This window comes from Ruminococcus sp. (assembly GCF_016283395.1).
The window spans coordinates 125,669-142,120 of sequence record NZ_JAEEMU010000036.1 but is presented as its reverse complement, the minus strand read 5'-3'; the positions used below and the strand labels follow the sequence as shown (position 1 = coordinate 142,120).

Here is a 16,452-nt window from a genome sequence, read left to right as displayed (position 1 = left end):
TCACCACACCCTTACACGTTTTTCGGGCGGCACATACATACCGTCCGTTTCTGTAATACCGTAAGCTTCATAGAATTTGTCCACACTCGACAGCACCCCGTTCGCACGTATCTCCGCAGGGCTGTGAACATCATCTGCGATATGCTCCGCTGTATCGGTATCAAAGCTGAGGGTTGCCCAGATATTCGCATAGCTCCCGAAGATACGTTTCAGCTCGTCCTTATTGTCGGTCATTGAGGCTATCACCTGCATACCGCCGAGATCAGCGACGTTTTCCGTCTTTGTGCGTTCGCCGTCGATATAGAATGTTCCCATGATCTGCCTGCTGCCGAAATACTCCGCAACTTCATCTGACAATAGCTTAGCGCGGTCACTGCCGATACGTTCGGGACGGTAATTTCCGTACTCATCGTAAAGGATACCATCCGCATCGAAATCGTGACCTATCTCATGCGCTATGACAGAACCGAGTCCGCCCAGATTTGTGAAATAGTCCGCGTTAATGTCAAAATACGGCACATTGAACATAGCCATTGGAATTGTGATACTGTTGCTCTGCTGACGACAGACTGCATTGACTGTCTGCGGCGGCATATACCAGTCTGTCGGCTGAGGACTTTTATCAAGCTTTGAAAAGTTGTCTTTTACTGCCCCACTTTTGATACTTATAACGCTTTCAAGCAGACTGCCCGAGACCTCAGAGCTGCTGTGATATTTCTCATCGGGACAGCCGATATTTACTGTCATATGGTCTATCTTCGCAAGGCATTCCGCACGTTCACTTTCGGACAACAGCTCCGATGTTTCGATGACTTTTTTGTATGCCGCGATGATATCCTCAGTCATCTGCTTTACAGCAGAAAGTATTTTTTCATCAAGATATTTTTTCGCATATATATTTCCTACCTCGTCCGAAAGCAGCTTTTTCACAGCATTCAGAACCTTTTCCTCATCGGAGATTATGTCCGAGTTCAGAGACTTTGAGATTTTCGGCGGAAGATAGTCCTTGTATCCGTATATCAGCACACATTCCGCAAGTGCTTTCCACTGAGGGAGATTTTCAGCGATCAGCAAAGAGCATATTTTATCGAGCTGTTCGGTGTCGTACACGATCACATCACGTCCGTCCAGTCCGAGCGTTTCGATATAAGACGCGAGCAGAGAATCAAGCTCATCGGGCTTACGGATATTGTGCATTTCCTCAATTGTCATATTGCTTGTATCGGCGGTGCTTTCGGCAATATCCAGCAGCATCGTGACCGTATCGTAAGCGAGAGCATCGGCGTTATCTGTTCCGAGAGCTTCAAGAAGCTCTGTCATCTGCCGCTGCAATTCCTCTGCGCTGTCCCTGCCGTTAAGAAGCTCATCGGTCGTATAGAAAAGCTCCATTTGTCTGAGCACAACGCTGTATCTGCTGCTGTCGAAATGATCCTGGGACACATACACCGCAGGCAGCGCAGCTACTCCATATTCGGTGTAAAGCATACCGCAGGCACGGACAAATTCGTACGTTGTCTGAGAGCTTTCTATCGCCGCAAAGCCCTCTTCAAGCGGTGCAAATCCGACATTGTCTCTTGCTTCGTCATCAAGATACTGCTCATACATGTCGTGTATTTTCTGTTCATCGCTGCCGATACTATAGCCTTTACCATTGGCTATCGTCAGTATTTCATCTGAGAGGATATCTTCGACCTGTTTGTTCACAAGCTGCCCCGCGCTCAATTCGTTCATATCTGCAGGTATATCGCTGCCGTACAGTAAATCGAAATTCATATAACCGTAAAAATCGTCCTGCAAACGTATCCCTGCGCTTTCACGAGTATAGACAGTGTTGTCAATGGGCTTGGGTTCATTCTGCACTATCCTGGAAGAACAGCCCGTCAACAACAGCTCCGCCGCCAGCATTGCGGAAACACATCTGCGCATAGTATCACCCCTGTGCGATATACAAATGCCAGCCGTTGGTCGTCAGCGGTACAGTGACCTTTCCTTTGACCTGATTCTCACCGTTATAGATCACCGAGCCGTACAGCTTTCTGAACCTGCCGCCCGTACTATGATACACGAACTCCACATTTTTCCCGTCAGAGATTATCGCATCGTGATCTTCCTCCATGATTACATAAATGGCTTCCATAAATGCACGGTACTCATCAGTATCCTCATACACGACACCGTCATACTGTTTTCCTGCCATGGGGATATCCTTGATCTCAGTTGTTATGTCCTTTTTTGTGAGGTAGTACGCAATGTCCTCGTAAGCCTGACGGTGCTCTTCAAAGTCCTGCGTCAGAGTTTCCTGTGAGATAGTTTCGGGACGAAGCAGGAAGAACCAAGTCACGCCGCCCACAACAGCCAAAATAATAAATGCAATGAGAAATTTTTTCATAGATACCGGTCCTTTCATTTTTTCTGATTATAACACAGAAAAAATGAGCATGGTAAATAATGTGGTGAAATATGCTCTTTTTGTGGTGAAATGACAAATCTCTTTGTTTCCGGCGTTTAATGCGTAAAAAAATATGCCCTCAAAACGCAGAGGACATATCCTTTTCATTCTTATTGTAAAACCTACAGTCCGAAATAGACAAGTCTATTTACGCCGCCTGTTGCTGCGTCTGATTTGTTACGGAACAGCATAACACTTACTTTCATCAACTTGTGACTACTTCACCTGTCCAGTCGATTATTCCACCGAATTCATAGATATTCGTATAGCCCATATCAGCAAGTTTCTGAGCTGCTTCTTTGCTGCGTCGACCGCTTCGGCAGTATACAAGAATCACCTGATCAAGGTCGGGCAGCTCTTCAGGCTGCTCTGTATCTATAGACTCATTCGGTATAAGTATCGCATGGGGTATATGACCGCTGTCATACTCGTCCTGCCGCCGCACATCTACAATGATATGACCGTCATCAACCTGCATCATTTCCTTTGCTTCTTCCTGAGTGATATTTTTATAGCTTGCTGTTGAATTCTCAGTAGTAGTTGTTGCAGCAGAAGTGGTATAAGTTGATGAGGTAGTAGTCAAAGTAGTAGTTGTTGTTGTTTCAGCAACGACAGATCTCTCAATGCCGAGAATAAACCTTTGCAGACATACAAGATCTGAAATATTAACTATCCCGTCACAGTTAACATCTGCGTTAAAACGATAATACTCTTCGCCTTCAAAAACATCAAGAATGATCCTTCTTAAAGGTAAAATGTCGAATACGTCAACGATACCGTCTGAGTTTATATCACCTTTTTGGCCTTCAGTTTCTTTTTCTTCGGTCAGTTTATTCATATAGGAGGGAACTCCCGCTTCTGATACATAAGCGTTGTCAATATAAAAATCCGTATTGCTTTTCTTTGTTTCAATACGTATTGTTGTATTATTTGCATTCTCGGGAATGGTATATGATGTGGTGGAAAGATCGGTCCATTCACCCTTTTTGGCAGTAACAACGGCTGCTTCATCAAACTGCGGTATACCTTCCTCATCTTCGTACATTACTGTCAGTACAAAATCCACCGCTTCTTCTGTGTCCTGCATTACTGATGCACCGAAACCGAGTGATTCGCCTGAGAAGAAATTATTTGAGATAGGCAGAACAACTCCGTCCCATTCTTCAATACGATCTGATACAAGTATACTGTTATCACCGTATACATCATTGTAACCTTTTTCGGATACAGACAGAATACATTCGTCATAAGGTGCCCAATCAAGTATTTTATCGGAGTCAAAAGAATATATATAATAATAGCCATTGGTGTCCACAAATCTTAATCGCGGATTTGTCATGTAACTGCCATATCTGAGTATCGATGCATGAGTAGAACAAATTGGGGAGATACATACACCCTTAACGTTTGCAGAACCGCTTGATCTGTAATTTTCGATATACAGATCAGCTTCATAAAGAGTTCCTGACATATCAACTCCAAGCATTTCCCATGTTTCAAAATGTCTTTCTATATCGACATAGTCTTTAATGTAGTTGGTATGATTTGTGTTTAATCTGTTTCCGTTGCGTACACTCCAGTATCTCGGGAATGTAGCAGTACCGTCAAGGCTGGGGTGATTATACATCATCTGCCTGTACAGATCATAAGTCTTGTTATCGATCATATAAGTGCCGCGATCTTCAAGGTTTGGCGGCAGCACCCAGTCTCCGTAACCTTCTACGATATAATACTCTAAAAGCGGATTTCTTGTCCAGCCGTAGACACCTATGAATGAATTGCCTTTTGGACAATATTCCACTTCAAAGCTTAATGAACGGTAAAATGTCAGAATTTGCTTGTAATTCTGCTTTTTGTTGTCATAGTTTCTGCCCATAGCGAACAAGCAATTTTCAACATCTTCCCACGAACAAGTAAATGAGGCAGAATCAGGCTCAATAGAAACTTTACCGATAGAATCCTGATTCCACATTTCATAGTTGTATCCATCTATGCAGCCTCTTTGATGCTGGTCAACAGCAGAAACCGAAAACGGAACAGATGCAGCGATAAACACCGCGGAAGCAATAATGCTGACGATTTTTTTGATATTGGTCAAATCCATAATGATCACATCCTTCTAAAATAATAAATAAAAAACGAACATATATATTTTTATAATAACTTTTTTCAATAAGAAATACAAGTCGTTTTTTGTTGATAATAAAACAGAGCCGATATTTAGTAAAAAGGCTAAATACCGACTCTATCCTATATATAAATACATAAGTTATCACTTATATTCTGACAATACTTTCGTCAAAGTTTTCAATAATACATCTACATCTATAGGCTTTGCAATATGTCCCTGCATTCCTGCTCTGAGTGCAGCCTTTTCATCTTCCTTAAAAGCATTGGCTGTCATTGCTATTATAGGTATTCCTGCAAGGTCTTTGTTGTCAAGCTCACGTATCATCTTTGCGGCAGTGTAACCGTCCATAACAGGCATCTGAACGTCCATAAGCACAGCAGAATAAAAGCCCTTTTCGGAAGCAGATATTTTTTCTACAGCTATCTTGCCGTTTTCTGCTGTATCTACAGTAAATCCTGCCTGTGAAAGTATCATGCAGGCTATCTCCATGTTGATCATATTATCCTCAACAAGCAGCAGCCTTTTGCCTTCAAAAAGTATCTCATCATCATGTGAACTTTCACTGTTTTCTTCCTGAACAATATCATCTTCATCGGCAAATTTCAGTTTCAGATCCAATATGATCTTCGTGCCGTTACCTGTAGAAGTTATAACGTTGATAGTTCCCCCCATAAGGTCTACTATGCTTTTGGTTATGGAAAGCCCAAGTCCTGTACCTTCGATACCGCTTACCGTTGAAGTACGTTCGCGTTCAAACGGCGAAAACATCTTTTCGGCAAATTCTTCCGACATACCTATGCCGTTGTCGCAAACGCTTATCTCATATGAGCCGAAACCAGCTTCTTCACCGATGTTTTCAGATACTGAAACATATACCTTTCCGCCTTCTGATGTGAACTTGTATGCATTGCTCAGAAGATTAAGGATCACACGGTTAAGATTTTTTTCATCACATAAAACAAATCTGTTTTTAACTCCCGAAGTATCGATCTTAAAATCCATTTTCTTCTGCTTCATCTGCTCTTCAAACAGGTCATGGATATCATCGAATATCCTGCAAATATCGGTAGGGATACATTCTATCTCCATTTTACCGTTTTCAATACGGCTCATTTCAAGGATATCATTTATCAGTGTAAGCAGATGTTTATTGGAACGGTCTATTTTGACAAGGTAGTTATGAAGCACGGGAGATGCCGCTTCCTTGAGAGCAAGTCCTGTATATCCTATGATAGCATTCATAGGAGTACGTATATCATGGGACATATTGAAAAGGAAACGGCTTTTTGCGTTGTTTCTTTCCATTGCGCGTATACTTGCAAGCTCGGCAGCTTCGTGCTTTTTTCGTATAAGGTTCTGAATGTATATCATTATGACAAGTCCCGTAAAAATGACTACCATAAGAACGATACCGCCGCATATAAGCGAAGAATGTACATCTCTGATCCTTTCCTTTGAATCAATATGCTTTGCAAGCCAGAGGAACGCCGAATATATAAGAAGCGCAAAAAGTACAACTCCCGATGTAGCTATGCCGCTGTATTCGATCAATGTGCTGCGCGTGATCGTCCTCCAGTAAAAAACAAAGCCTATCAGACACCAGCACGAAAGAAGCAGAAAAGCTTCGCTGCCCATTGCTTCCATAGCCGTTATCCTCGGAACAAGCTGAACTATTACAAATATTATCGAAATAACAGTACCTGCCAATCCTGTTGCCTTGACTTTTTTTATATTTTCATTTTTGGCGATCTTATATGCGGCAGCAGAGGTATAACCAAAGCCTACTATAGCTCCGAATGAAGTGAGATCAACGAACCAGCTCAGGGTGTTTCTGCCGAAAAGTGCAAGGGAGATCGAAATGATCATGATGAACAAGGTGCTATATAATGTTTTTGAGAAAACCTCGGAAAGTATCTTGTCCTCTGCCATAGTTGACAAAACACGTATGGTAGCGCGATAGCCGCCTATTATTCCCGTAAGGACACCTGCAAGAGCGGTAATGCCTATCAATATGAGTCCGGGTGTTCCCATTATTGACCTTGCAGCATAGAAAGTCGGTACTGCTTTTTCATTTGAGAGGCTGCTCAGATCGGTAATATATTCAGTCCAGTCGGCATATCCGTCGGGAACAGAAGAGATACTTACTATTGCCAATGCAGTGTATGCAATTCCTGCGGCTATTATAGCAGTAAAAATAATTCCTTTGGATCTTTTTACCTTGAATTTGAAATTAAACGTATCGAATGAAATAACATCAAAGCCGACAAATGCCCATGGAGCAAGAAAAATTATACTATAGATGCCATATGAGATATTGGTATCCTTTAACCCGATTATGCTCAGCGACCTGCTTGAAATAGCATGGGGAATACATATTACAGCGACCGATAGTATCCCGACTATCATTATTACAGAAAGAAACGAATGTATCTTATGGAGTATCTTTTTCGCTGTAATAAACAAAACGCCAACACCTGCAAGGGCACTGACGGAAACGAGTATTTCTCCAAGATATATCCTGTTTCCCGAGACAGTGTAGTGAAAGCCTGTATGGATAGCATCTCCGAACATCGTTCGCAATACGACAAACAGCGCAGTACCGTTCAGAAATACTATAGTAAGATAAGATAAACACAGGAACCATGAACTTAAAAATGCATGGTCTCTTCCGAAAACTTCTTTTGTATAAGAATATACTCCTCCTGCACCGGGTTTAAGATTCATCAGAAACGAGAAATTATTGCCTATTGCCAGCATTATAAGCGTACTTACGAACATAGCTATTATTGTACCGAGAGGACCTGCTATGGGAAGGAACGTTGTTCCGGGCATTACAAAAGCTCCCCAGCCTACCATGCAGCCGAAAGCCATTGACCATACATCAATTCCCGACAAGTAGGGCTTAGGAGTTTCGGTCACTGTTTTTTTATCCATTTTTCTTTACCACCTTTCAATACATTCTCATATCACAATAAAACAATAAAACGGGAGCAACTCAAAGAACTGTTCCCGTTTTTACATTACAAATTACACAACTTATGAAACTGAGCTTTTGCTTCTTCCAACAGAACAGTATAATCCGTATCTGTCCCGTTACGAAGGAGTTCGGTCATTTTGCTGATTGGAACTGTCAAAGGAGTTAAAGAAAGATTTGAATACATACCTTTCAACGTATGAGCAGTTTCAAATGCTGAATAATAATCCTTGGTGTTTATCTGATGCTCAAGCAGGGATAATCTGTTATCACTGAGAGACTTGTTGACCAGCATAAGATAAAAATCTTCTTTGTTCATGCAGCGCATAAGTCCGTCTTTCACATCTGCACCAAAGTCAATGAGTTTATTTAGCGTCAGCACGATCTACACACTCCTAACTTCAGCTTTCATAAGAGCGGTAAGCTCTTCCGCAGACAGAGGCTTGGAAAAATAATATCCTTGTATTATATCGCAGCCAAGTTCCTCCAGCAGATCAAGCTGTTCCTTGGTTTCCACGCCCTCAGCTATAACAGGTACTTCAAGAAGTCTTGCGATCTCGATCATTATTCCGACCAAACGCAGATGTTTTTTGTTTTCGCATATATTCCTTATGAATTCCATATCCAGTTTAAGCGCGTCTATCGGTAATGAACAGAGCATATTGAGCGAGGAATATCCGCTGCCGAAATCGTCCATTTCTATCTTGAAGCCGTTTTCACGAAGGCGCATAACGGTATTGATTATCTGCTGTGCATTATCAGAATATGCTGATTCCGTTATTTCAAGAAGCAGACTTTCACTGCCTATACCGCTTGTTTTTATTATATCGCTTAATATGTCTAGCAATCGCGGATTAAAAACATCTACTCTTGAAACGTTCACAGATACGGGAAGATCAAATCCTTCATCGTTCCATTGTTTTATCTGAGCAGCAGCTTCATTCCAGACATATTTGTCAAGCTGTCTGATAAGGCCGTTATCCTCAAACAGAGTTATGAACTCACTGGGAGGTATCACGCCATATTCAGGGTGAAACCAGCGCACGAGAGCTTCAACACTTATCAGTGCAGGCTTACCGTCACATATATTGTATTTGGGCTGATAAAAAACCTTGAACTGCTTCTCTGCAAGGGCAGTATCCATATCATTTATAAGCCGTTCCGAATGAAGCTCTTTGCTGTGCAATTCGGCATTATAAATATCAAAGCAGGTCGTATAGTTGTTTTTTATCTTTTGGCAGACAAGCTGAGCACGTTCAAAACGCTGTTCCATATCAAGATTAACATCATCATCGGAATATATTCCTATCCTGATGCTTACCTTGCTGTCGCCAAGAGCATCTTCGATCATTGATATAAACCGAGTGATACTCTCCCTCGGATTATCCATATGAGGGATATATATTCCAAAACTGTTGCTGTTGCTGCGGCAGGCAAGACCGCCTGTCTGGCAAACAAGCTCATGTATGATGCTGCCGAGCCGTTTTAAGAGCATATCACCATATGCTCTTCCGTAAAGCTCATTGATGATATGAAAACGGTTTATATCAAGAACAATAGCGTCCATAGGCATATTCCCGTTCTGAATGTCGAGCCTTCTGCCGTACGCAAAGAAAAATTCTTTATTAAAAAGTCCGGTAAGCGCATCTCTTTCCGTACCGTGAATAATAATTCTGTCCTCGGAAAGCTCGATAGAATGATTTACTCTTGCCAGTATGATCTCAGGAGCATCATATGGCTTTGAAATAAAATCCGACGCACCGAGTTGCAGACTTTTTACTTCGGCATCTTTTTCAGAAGTGAGTACAATGACCGGAATACGCCACAGTTCACTGTCCGAACGCAATATCTTCAGTAAACTGTATCCGTCAAGTTCAGGCATATGCAGATCAAGCATGATAAGAGAAAGAGTCATTTTTTCCTTCCTGATAATTTCAAGTGCAGTCAAGCCGTTTGACGCATAAATGACCTCATATATTCCGCTTAGCATAGCTCCAAGCATTTCCCTTTCAATTAATTCATCATCAACAATAAGCACAGTCCTATGAAGACCTTGCTTCCGCTCAAGCAATTCCTGCATATTTATTCCCCCCAGATTGATGATTTGGTTCTATTATACTATAATTTTAATATATATTCAATTATTCTGTGTAAATAAGCTAAATATGTAGACTAATAATCTGTTTTCAAATCAAAAACCACCTCTTAACCATGATACTAATACAGAGGCTTTTATAACTATTATTGAGGAGAACTTTTCCTCAGAAAGGTTTTCCCCGAGTAATAACTATAAACTTCTATATGAGCACCAAGGTTAAGTGGTGGTTTTGATCACGAACCTGTGCCGCTGTAATTTTTAGCACCGTGCATCCATATCTTATAGCTGAGCCAGAAGAATGCGATGCCGATAAAAGGTGAAAGCCACGACAGTATCGGCACTTTATCCGGACGCAGTATCACAAGGCTCGGATAGTACGCGATAAATGCGATAGGCATGAGAAATGTGAAAATAAACCTGAATACGGGACTGAATATCGTAATTGGATATTTAGCGTAATCCTTGAAGCGGAATGCAAGGTCGAGAACGTAGAACGAGTTCTGTATCCAGAAGCAGGTAGCTGCCGCAGCGTTCTGCATGGCTATCATAATAAGTGAAGCCGTTATCAGGAACACTATTATTTTCAGCAGCATCAGAGGCGTGAAGCCCAGACCTATCTTTATCCATGAATAGATGAGCATTACCAGTCCGAATGCAAGTTGTCCAAGACCTTTGATATCAAACACCTCTGACTGATAATAGAAGAACGTATTGATAGGACGGAAACAGTATTTGATGAAGTCGCCTGTGTAGACGTTCTGGCGCAGACTCCAGTTGTTGTCGAAGAAGCACTGCACGGGAGTCAGTGATATCAGTGAGAAGCCGTAAAGGAACAGCATTTCGTAGTAGCCCCAGCCGTTTATTGAGGGAAAGTTTCTGAACAATATCCAGAAGCTGATAAAGCCTGCTATATTGGTGCATATCATTCCGATAGTTGAGATGATGAAGTCTGCACGGTAGCTCATTTTGCTTTTCAGATCCTGTGCAAGTATCTTGCAGTATATTTTTGCGTAGAAGCCCAAACTTTTTCTTTTCATATGCTGTCAGCCTCCGTTCACAGTTATCTGTTTCAGTGACGTTTTCCAGAACACCTTGCTTATTGTCATCATCACTATGCACCATATAAGCTGAGTTCCGAGAGTTGTTAGAACAGTCTCAGTCTTTGGTTCACCGTCCAGCAGAAGCGAAAGCGGCGCATTGTATATGGACTGAAACGGCAGGAAGTTCACCACTGTTTTAAGTGTATCGGGAAAAAATGCGATAGGTATCGTTGCACCAGACAGCAGGAGCACGATGACCTGCTTCATTATGTTTATTCCCCATATGGACTCGGTATAGAGACATATAGTGCCTACGATGAAGTCTATGCTGTAGTTGATAGATACTGCCATAACTACGGAAGCAACGAAATACAGTAAATTTATCCCCATAGGTATAGCTCCGTGAGTTACAACAGCCACAGCTATGAATGTAGGCAGAAATGTCAGGAAGAACTGAGTAACGAATGAGCCAGAGTACGACCAGAACAGGTATTTTCGGTATTCTATCGGCTTCAGCAGGTCAAGTACTATCTTGCCCGACTGGATATTTCGTCCTATCTCCCAGACTGTGTACATCTCCATGAAGTTGAAGAGCGCAGTTGCCAGTACAAGGTATATCAGGGTATCAGTAAATGTCATGCCGTTTACTGTGTCTGTTCCTGCGGAAGCATATATGGCTTTCCAAAGAAAGTATACTACGATAAGATACAGCAGATTTCCGATGACCATTACAACGAATGACAATCGGAACTGCAAAGCTTCGATTATGCCTGCGCGTGTGAGGGTAAGGTATTTTTTCAGTTTCATTGCACACCCTCCTCGTATATCTTCTTGATGACCTCTTCGGTGGATATTTCTTCAAGCTGCATATCTCGGATATTATAAGAGTGCTGCAGCTTGCTCAGTACGTCTATGACCTTAGCTTTTTCCTCATCAACGAGAACTGATATCCACTCATCATCGGCTGATACGGAAAACTCGGGGAGCTCCTTCTGTAACAGCTTTGCCTGCTCTTTCAGGTCGCCGTCGATGCGGAGCTTCAATGTTCTGTATGAACCGAAGAAGCCCTTGAGGTGGTTGATATCGTTATCGTAGAGCATTTTGCCCTTGTCGATAATGACTATCCTCTTACATAGGGCATCAACGTCGCCCATATCATGGGTAGTCAGGATAACAGTGGTATTTTTCTCCTTATTAAGGGCGTGGATAAGAGTTCTTATCCTTGATTTCATAGCAACGTCAAGTCCGATAGTAGGCTCGTCAAGGAACACTATCTTTGGATCGTGCAGAAAAGCAGCTAGGATATCACTGAGAGTACGCTGTCCCAGAGACATCTGACGAACCGGCTTGTGCAGCAGCGGCTCGATGTCCACAAGTGAACGATAAAGCTTCATTATGCCGTCGTATTTTTCATCAGGTATCTGATAGATATCTTTTAGTATCTTAAAGGACTCTACAAGCGGCAGTGCCCACCACAGCTGTGAACGCTGACCGAATACTACGCCTATATGCTGCGCGTTTCTTGTGCGGTTCTGATAAGGGACATTGCCGCTTACAAGTATTTCTCCCGAAGTAGGCTCAAGAACACCTGTCATCATTTTTATAGTAGTGGATTTTCCTGCACCGTTAGGTCCGAGATAGCCTACTATCTCGCCCTGCTGAATGTCCATTGAGATGTTGTCCACTGCGCGTACGATCTTGTAATCCCGTGAAAACAGATCCTTGAGACTGCCTTTGAGTCCCTCGCGCCGATTGAGTACTTTAAACTCCTTACTTACATTTTTGATCTCGATTATAGCTGACATATTTACCTCTCTTTTCTTTCCTCCTGCAATAAAAAAGCACCCCTACACAATGCAGGAGCGCAGAACGTACACCGTTATATAATGCTAAAAAAAGCTGTTATACGGCTATGCAGGCAAACTCCTTGCTTTGTGACATTTTGTTTTTTGCTGGTCTATAATATGGCATATAAGTGTATGCTGTTCTCATGAAGTTCACCTTCCTTTCATTTAATATAAAAACATTATACAGTACGATCTTTGATTTGTCAAGGGATTTTTTCATTAATATGTCCCGTATTTTACATATTAAAGCACAAAAGCTCCGACCTCTCGATCGGAGCTTTTTAACGTCAATCAACTTAAAGATTTACTAACTATGTTTAAGTTGATGCGCCATGACCTGCATCAAGCACTATTACGGGAGTTTCATTTTCCATATCTGTAATTGATACGGGCAATGCACCGTTTTCCGCTCTTTCGGCTATGCGTGATGCTCCGTAAAGTGTAAATAATGCGCAGCCGCATAAAAGTGCTCCGCTTACTATCTTTCTGTGTACTTTTCTCATTTCAGTTTCTCCTTCCGCTTTTGCGATATTTAGTCACTGAATTATATTCGCAGGTTCGACGTTGTATGACAAAGCAGTATATCTGCTTGACCTTTAATTTGATATAAGATATAATGTATATAAGAAATGCCATTTTCCCCATAACGGCGATCCTTACACAAAATAATCAAAGGAGAGATCATAATGAAAGTATTAATAATTACAGGAAGTGCTCACAAGAACGGAACTACAGCTTATCTTGCCGAGCAGTTTATTAAAGGCGCGGAAGAAGCAGGTCATGAGGTCTGTCGTTTTGATGCAGCATTTAAAGATGTTCACCCATGTATAGCCTGTGAAAAATGCCATAACGGCACACTCGGCTGTGTGTTCAAGGACGATATGCAGGAGCTTAATCCACACCTCATAGAAGCAGATGCCATAGTATTGGTTTCGCCTATATACTATTATGATATAAATGCACAGCTCAAGGCAGTGATCGATCGCTTCTATGCAAATGATGCTGTCCTGCACGGAAATAAAAAAGCTGTTCTTATGGTAGCAATGGCTGATGATAACCTTGAAACTGCCAACGGCGCACTGGAGACTTTTAAGGGCATGACGAAATATCTTGAATGGGATATTGCAGGCACAGTAATAGGAGTCAACTGTATGACTCCCGATATGCTGAAGAATACCGATTATCCAAAGCAGGCTTATGAACTCGGAAAAGCTCTTTGAGTATTGAGATATGGATATTAAAATTTCTAAAGCTTTGGCTTGCATGATAATAACGGCTTTTACATTTGCAGATCATGTACCGCTTATTACAATTGGTGCAGATAATGAAAAAGCCGTAGTTATCAATGAGATTTGCACAAAAAATACCACTGTTGCTGCACCTGACGGCAATTTCTATGACTTTGTGGAACTGTATAATCCCACCGATAAAGCAGTGTCTTTGAGCGGATATTCACTCTCCGATGATGTGGATACGCCTGATAAATACGTTTTCCCTGAGAATGCTGTAATTGCGGCAGGCGGTTTTTATGTGGTATACTGCGATGTGAAAGATGACAATGCAATAGAAGGAACAACGTTCGGACTTTCAAAAAACGGCGACACCATGCTGCTTTCAGATGCAAACGGCAACATGGTCGAATATATCGAGATACCTGCACTTGCGGATAATACCTCATATGGCAGGCTTCCTGACGGAAGTGACAGCTTCGGAGTGATGAAGGTGCTTTCTCCCGATAGTTCAAATCCTGAAAGTGCATTTTTGATAAGTGTTCCCATGCCCATTTTTTCACAGGAGAGCGGCTTCTATGACTCCGATTTCAAGCTTTCTCTTTCCGCGCCCGAAGGATATAACATCTATTATACACTTGACGGCAGTGATCCGACTGTAAATTCAAAGCATTATGAGTCTCCCATATCTGTATATGACAAGTCATCGGAAGAAAATGTATATTCCGCAATAACCGACATAAATTACAGTGATTATACTGCTCCCGAAAAGCCTGTGGACAAGGCAATGATAGTCAGAGCCATAGCGGAAGATACAAACGGTAATATAAGTCCTATCGTTTCAAATACATATTTCGTAGGGTATTCCGAAAACGATTACACAAGAAATATGCGCGTTATATCTCTTGTGACCGATCCCGACAATCTTTTTGATTACGAAAAAGGAATATATGTAAATGGAAAAGGAGCCGATTCTGAATTTGGTCTTTCCAATTTTATAATGAGGGGCAAAGAATGGGAGCGTCCTGCAAGTATAACTGTATTTGAGAACGGCGAGGCTTCGTACAGTGCGAATATCGGTATACGTATACGCGGAGGTACGTCGCGTATTGAGTCTCAGAAGAGCTTCACTTTCAATGCGCGAAGTGAATACGGTCCGCGAAAAATGGAATATGACTTCTTCAACGATAAGCTGAAAAATGTCAAAGGAAAAGTTATTGATTCATTTGACAGCATATCGCTCCGAAACGGAGGCAATGATACCAAAACCAAACTTCATGACCGTCTTAATCAGGAATTGGCAGCAGACAGGAACTTCGGAACACTGATGCAGACAGAATGTATTTTATTCATTGACGGTGAATTCTGGGGACTTTATAATATTACAGAAAAAATTGACGAGGACTTCATCGCCGACCATTACAAAGTCAAAAGCAATGATGTAATATGTGTCAAAAGTGATACACCGCATGATACCGAGATAATGGATATTTACCAACAGATCAGCGATATTGAATACAATACGGACAGCGGTGATATCTACGACAACTTCGCCGAGATCATAGACATGAAAGGCTTTTTGAACTATATGGCTGTGGAATTGATCATAGGCAATGTGGACTCGGGATTCAATAATACTGCTTTCTGGAAAACAAGAAATGTTGACAGTTCTAATCCCTATGCTGACGGTAAGCTGCGCCTTGTATTGTATGATACTGAATCAGGTCAGGGAATTTATGGAGGCACTGCCGAAGCGGATAACCTCTTCAAGACAAAGACCTTGTCGGGAGGCTGGAACTACGATATTCTTTTTGATATGATCAACAAAAGCGAGAAAGCCCGTACCGAATTCATGCGAATATATTTCGACCTTTGCAACGAAAATTACAGAGCCGACAACGTTCTGCGCAGGCTCGAAGAACTGTATTCAGTGTATAAAGCTCCAATGACAGATACCTTTGATCGCTTTTCTTATGAATGTTATACAAGCGAAGGTGAACTGGATACCGATGCGGAAGGAAAGTTAGAATTTGAGACCAATAGACTGCGCGATTACTGGAAAGTACGTGCCAAATATGCCAAATCTCAGCTTATTGAGTACCTTGGCGACAAGGTAAGCAGTGAAACATATCAGGTAACTCTGGATAATAATGCCGATCAGGGCAGTGTACAGTTCAATACGCTTACTCTTGACTGTGCTGAAGGCAAATGGCAGGGTGATTATCCTCAGGGCTTGCCCATAACGCTTAAAGCTGTTCCAAAATCGGGATATAAGTTTCTGCGCTGGGATATAAGCGGTGCTGATTTTGCATCGGGAAGCGCGGCAAGTGCTGAGGCTGTTCTTGAACCTGTCGACAGCAATGTTGTCATAAAGGCGGTATACGCTCGTGATACTCAGATCACGGAATCGCTATGGGGCGATGCCAACTGTGACGGTGAAGTCGATCTTTCGGATGCTGTACTGATAATGCAGTCGATCGCTAATCCTAATAAGTATGACGTGGGTGGAACATCGCCAAGTGCTATAACCGAAAAAGGCAAGATACAGGCAGATGTTGATACTACTACAAAAGGACTTACAGGAAATGACGCATTAAAAATACAGAAATATCTGCTCAGGATAATAAACAGTCTCGAACCGACCGAATGATCCTTATTTAAAAGTCTGCTATGTGCAATACAGG

The 16,452-nt window shown here is 41.9% G+C and carries 12 protein-coding genes; 2 read left to right on the top strand and 10 right to left on the bottom strand.

Translation table 11 applies throughout. The annotated features are described in order from the left end of the window. From QZZ41_RS05570 to QZZ41_RS05525, 10 genes are all read right to left on the bottom strand, one after another. The gene (locus QZZ41_RS05570) at positions 1-1,926 is read right to left on the bottom strand and encodes a M13 family metallopeptidase (protein WP_295069312.1); all 1,926 of its coding nucleotides are present in this window, start codon (positions 1,924-1,926) and stop codon (positions 1-3) included. Positions 1,927-1,930: 4 nt separating this feature from the next. Then, the gene (locus QZZ41_RS05565; RefSeq protein ID WP_295069309.1) at positions 1,931-2,389 is read right to left on the bottom strand and encodes a hypothetical protein; all 459 of its coding nucleotides are present in this window, start codon (positions 2,387-2,389) and stop codon (positions 1,931-1,933) included. Positions 2,390-2,654: 265 nt separating this feature from the next. Continuing rightward, positions 2,655-4,553 carry a glycoside hydrolase family 11 protein gene (locus tag QZZ41_RS05560; protein ID WP_295069306.1) on the bottom strand — a complete coding sequence of 633 codons (1,899 nt, stop codon included), beginning with the start codon at positions 4,551-4,553 and terminating at the stop codon, positions 2,655-2,657. A 168-nt stretch (positions 4,554-4,721) separates the two neighbouring features. Further along, a complete protein-coding gene (locus QZZ41_RS05555; RefSeq protein WP_295069303.1) occupies positions 4,722-7,514 on the bottom strand; it encodes an amino acid permease in 2,793 nt (930 codons plus the stop codon). Between the two features lie 86 nt (positions 7,515-7,600). After that, a complete protein-coding gene (locus tag QZZ41_RS05550) occupies positions 7,601-7,936 on the bottom strand; it encodes an Hpt domain-containing protein (RefSeq protein WP_295069300.1) in 336 nt (111 codons plus the stop codon). Positions 7,937-7,939: 3 nt separating this feature from the next. Beyond that, positions 7,940-9,634, bottom strand: coding sequence for a bifunctional diguanylate cyclase/phosphodiesterase (locus tag QZZ41_RS05545; protein WP_295069297.1), 1,695 nt, complete (start codon positions 9,632-9,634; stop codon positions 7,940-7,942). Positions 9,635-9,885: 251 nt separating this feature from the next. Further along, positions 9,886-10,689, bottom strand: a complete 804-nt coding sequence (locus tag QZZ41_RS05540; RefSeq protein WP_295069294.1) for an ABC-2 family transporter protein — start codon at positions 10,687-10,689, stop codon at positions 9,886-9,888. 6 nt (positions 10,690-10,695) lie between these two features. Beyond that, complete coding sequence (locus tag QZZ41_RS05535) at positions 10,696-11,499, bottom strand: ABC-2 family transporter protein (protein WP_295069291.1); 804 nt, start codon at positions 11,497-11,499, stop codon at positions 10,696-10,698. After that, complete coding sequence (locus QZZ41_RS05530; protein WP_295069289.1) at positions 11,496-12,497, bottom strand: ATP-binding cassette domain-containing protein; 1,002 nt, start codon at positions 12,495-12,497, stop codon at positions 11,496-11,498. Before QZZ41_RS05530 ends, QZZ41_RS05535 begins: the two co-directional genes overlap by 4 nt. 359 nt (positions 12,498-12,856) lie before the next feature. Next, complete coding sequence (locus QZZ41_RS05525) at positions 12,857-13,042, bottom strand: hypothetical protein (RefSeq protein ID WP_295069286.1); 186 nt, start codon at positions 13,040-13,042, stop codon at positions 12,857-12,859. A gap of 183 nt (positions 13,043-13,225) precedes the next feature. Here QZZ41_RS05525 and QZZ41_RS05520 point away from each other — a divergent pair, with 183 nt between their 5' ends. Together QZZ41_RS05520 and QZZ41_RS05515 are read left to right on the top strand one after the other, a co-directional pair. Then, complete coding sequence (locus QZZ41_RS05520) at positions 13,226-13,759, top strand: flavodoxin family protein (RefSeq protein WP_295069284.1); 534 nt, start codon at positions 13,226-13,228, stop codon at positions 13,757-13,759. Between the two features lie 10 nt (positions 13,760-13,769). Continuing rightward, positions 13,770-16,418 carry a CotH kinase family protein gene (locus QZZ41_RS05515; RefSeq protein ID WP_295069282.1) on the top strand — a complete coding sequence of 883 codons (2,649 nt, stop codon included), beginning with the start codon at positions 13,770-13,772 and terminating at the stop codon, positions 16,416-16,418. Positions 16,419-16,452 lie beyond the last annotated feature (34 nt).

Bases quoted from the DNA above. Each gene is read 5' to 3' on its own strand.
- QZZ41_RS05565 (WP_295069309.1), bottom strand. From the start codon at position 2,389: ATGAAAAAATTTCTCATTGCATTTATTATTTTGGCTGTTGTGGGCGGC.
- QZZ41_RS05560 (WP_295069306.1), bottom strand. From the start codon at position 4,553: ATGGATTTGACCAATATCAAAAAAATCGTCAGCATTATTGCTTCCGCG.
- QZZ41_RS05515 (WP_295069282.1), top strand. From the start codon at position 13,770: ATGGATATTAAAATTTCTAAAGCTTTGGCTTGCATGATAATAACGGCT.
- QZZ41_RS05555 (WP_295069303.1), bottom strand. From the start codon at position 7,514: ATGGATAAAAAAACAGTGACCGAAACTCCTAAGCCCTACTTGTCGGGA.
- QZZ41_RS05540 (WP_295069294.1), bottom strand. From the start codon at position 10,689: ATGAAAAGAAAAAGTTTGGGCTTCTACGCAAAAATATACTGCAAGATA.
- QZZ41_RS05520 (WP_295069284.1), top strand. From the start codon at position 13,226: ATGAAAGTATTAATAATTACAGGAAGTGCTCACAAGAACGGAACTACA.
- QZZ41_RS05545 (WP_295069297.1), bottom strand. From the start codon at position 9,634: ATGCAGGAATTGCTTGAGCGGAAGCAAGGTCTTCATAGGACTGTGCTT.
- QZZ41_RS05570 (WP_295069312.1), bottom strand. From the start codon at position 1,926: ATGCGCAGATGTGTTTCCGCAATGCTGGCGGCGGAGCTGTTGTTGACG.
- QZZ41_RS05530 (WP_295069289.1), bottom strand. From the start codon at position 12,497: ATGTCAGCTATAATCGAGATCAAAAATGTAAGTAAGGAGTTTAAAGTA.
- QZZ41_RS05525 (WP_295069286.1), bottom strand. From the start codon at position 13,042: ATGAGAAAAGTACACAGAAAGATAGTAAGCGGAGCACTTTTATGCGGC.
- QZZ41_RS05535 (WP_295069291.1), bottom strand. From the start codon at position 11,499: ATGAAACTGAAAAAATACCTTACCCTCACACGCGCAGGCATAATCGAA.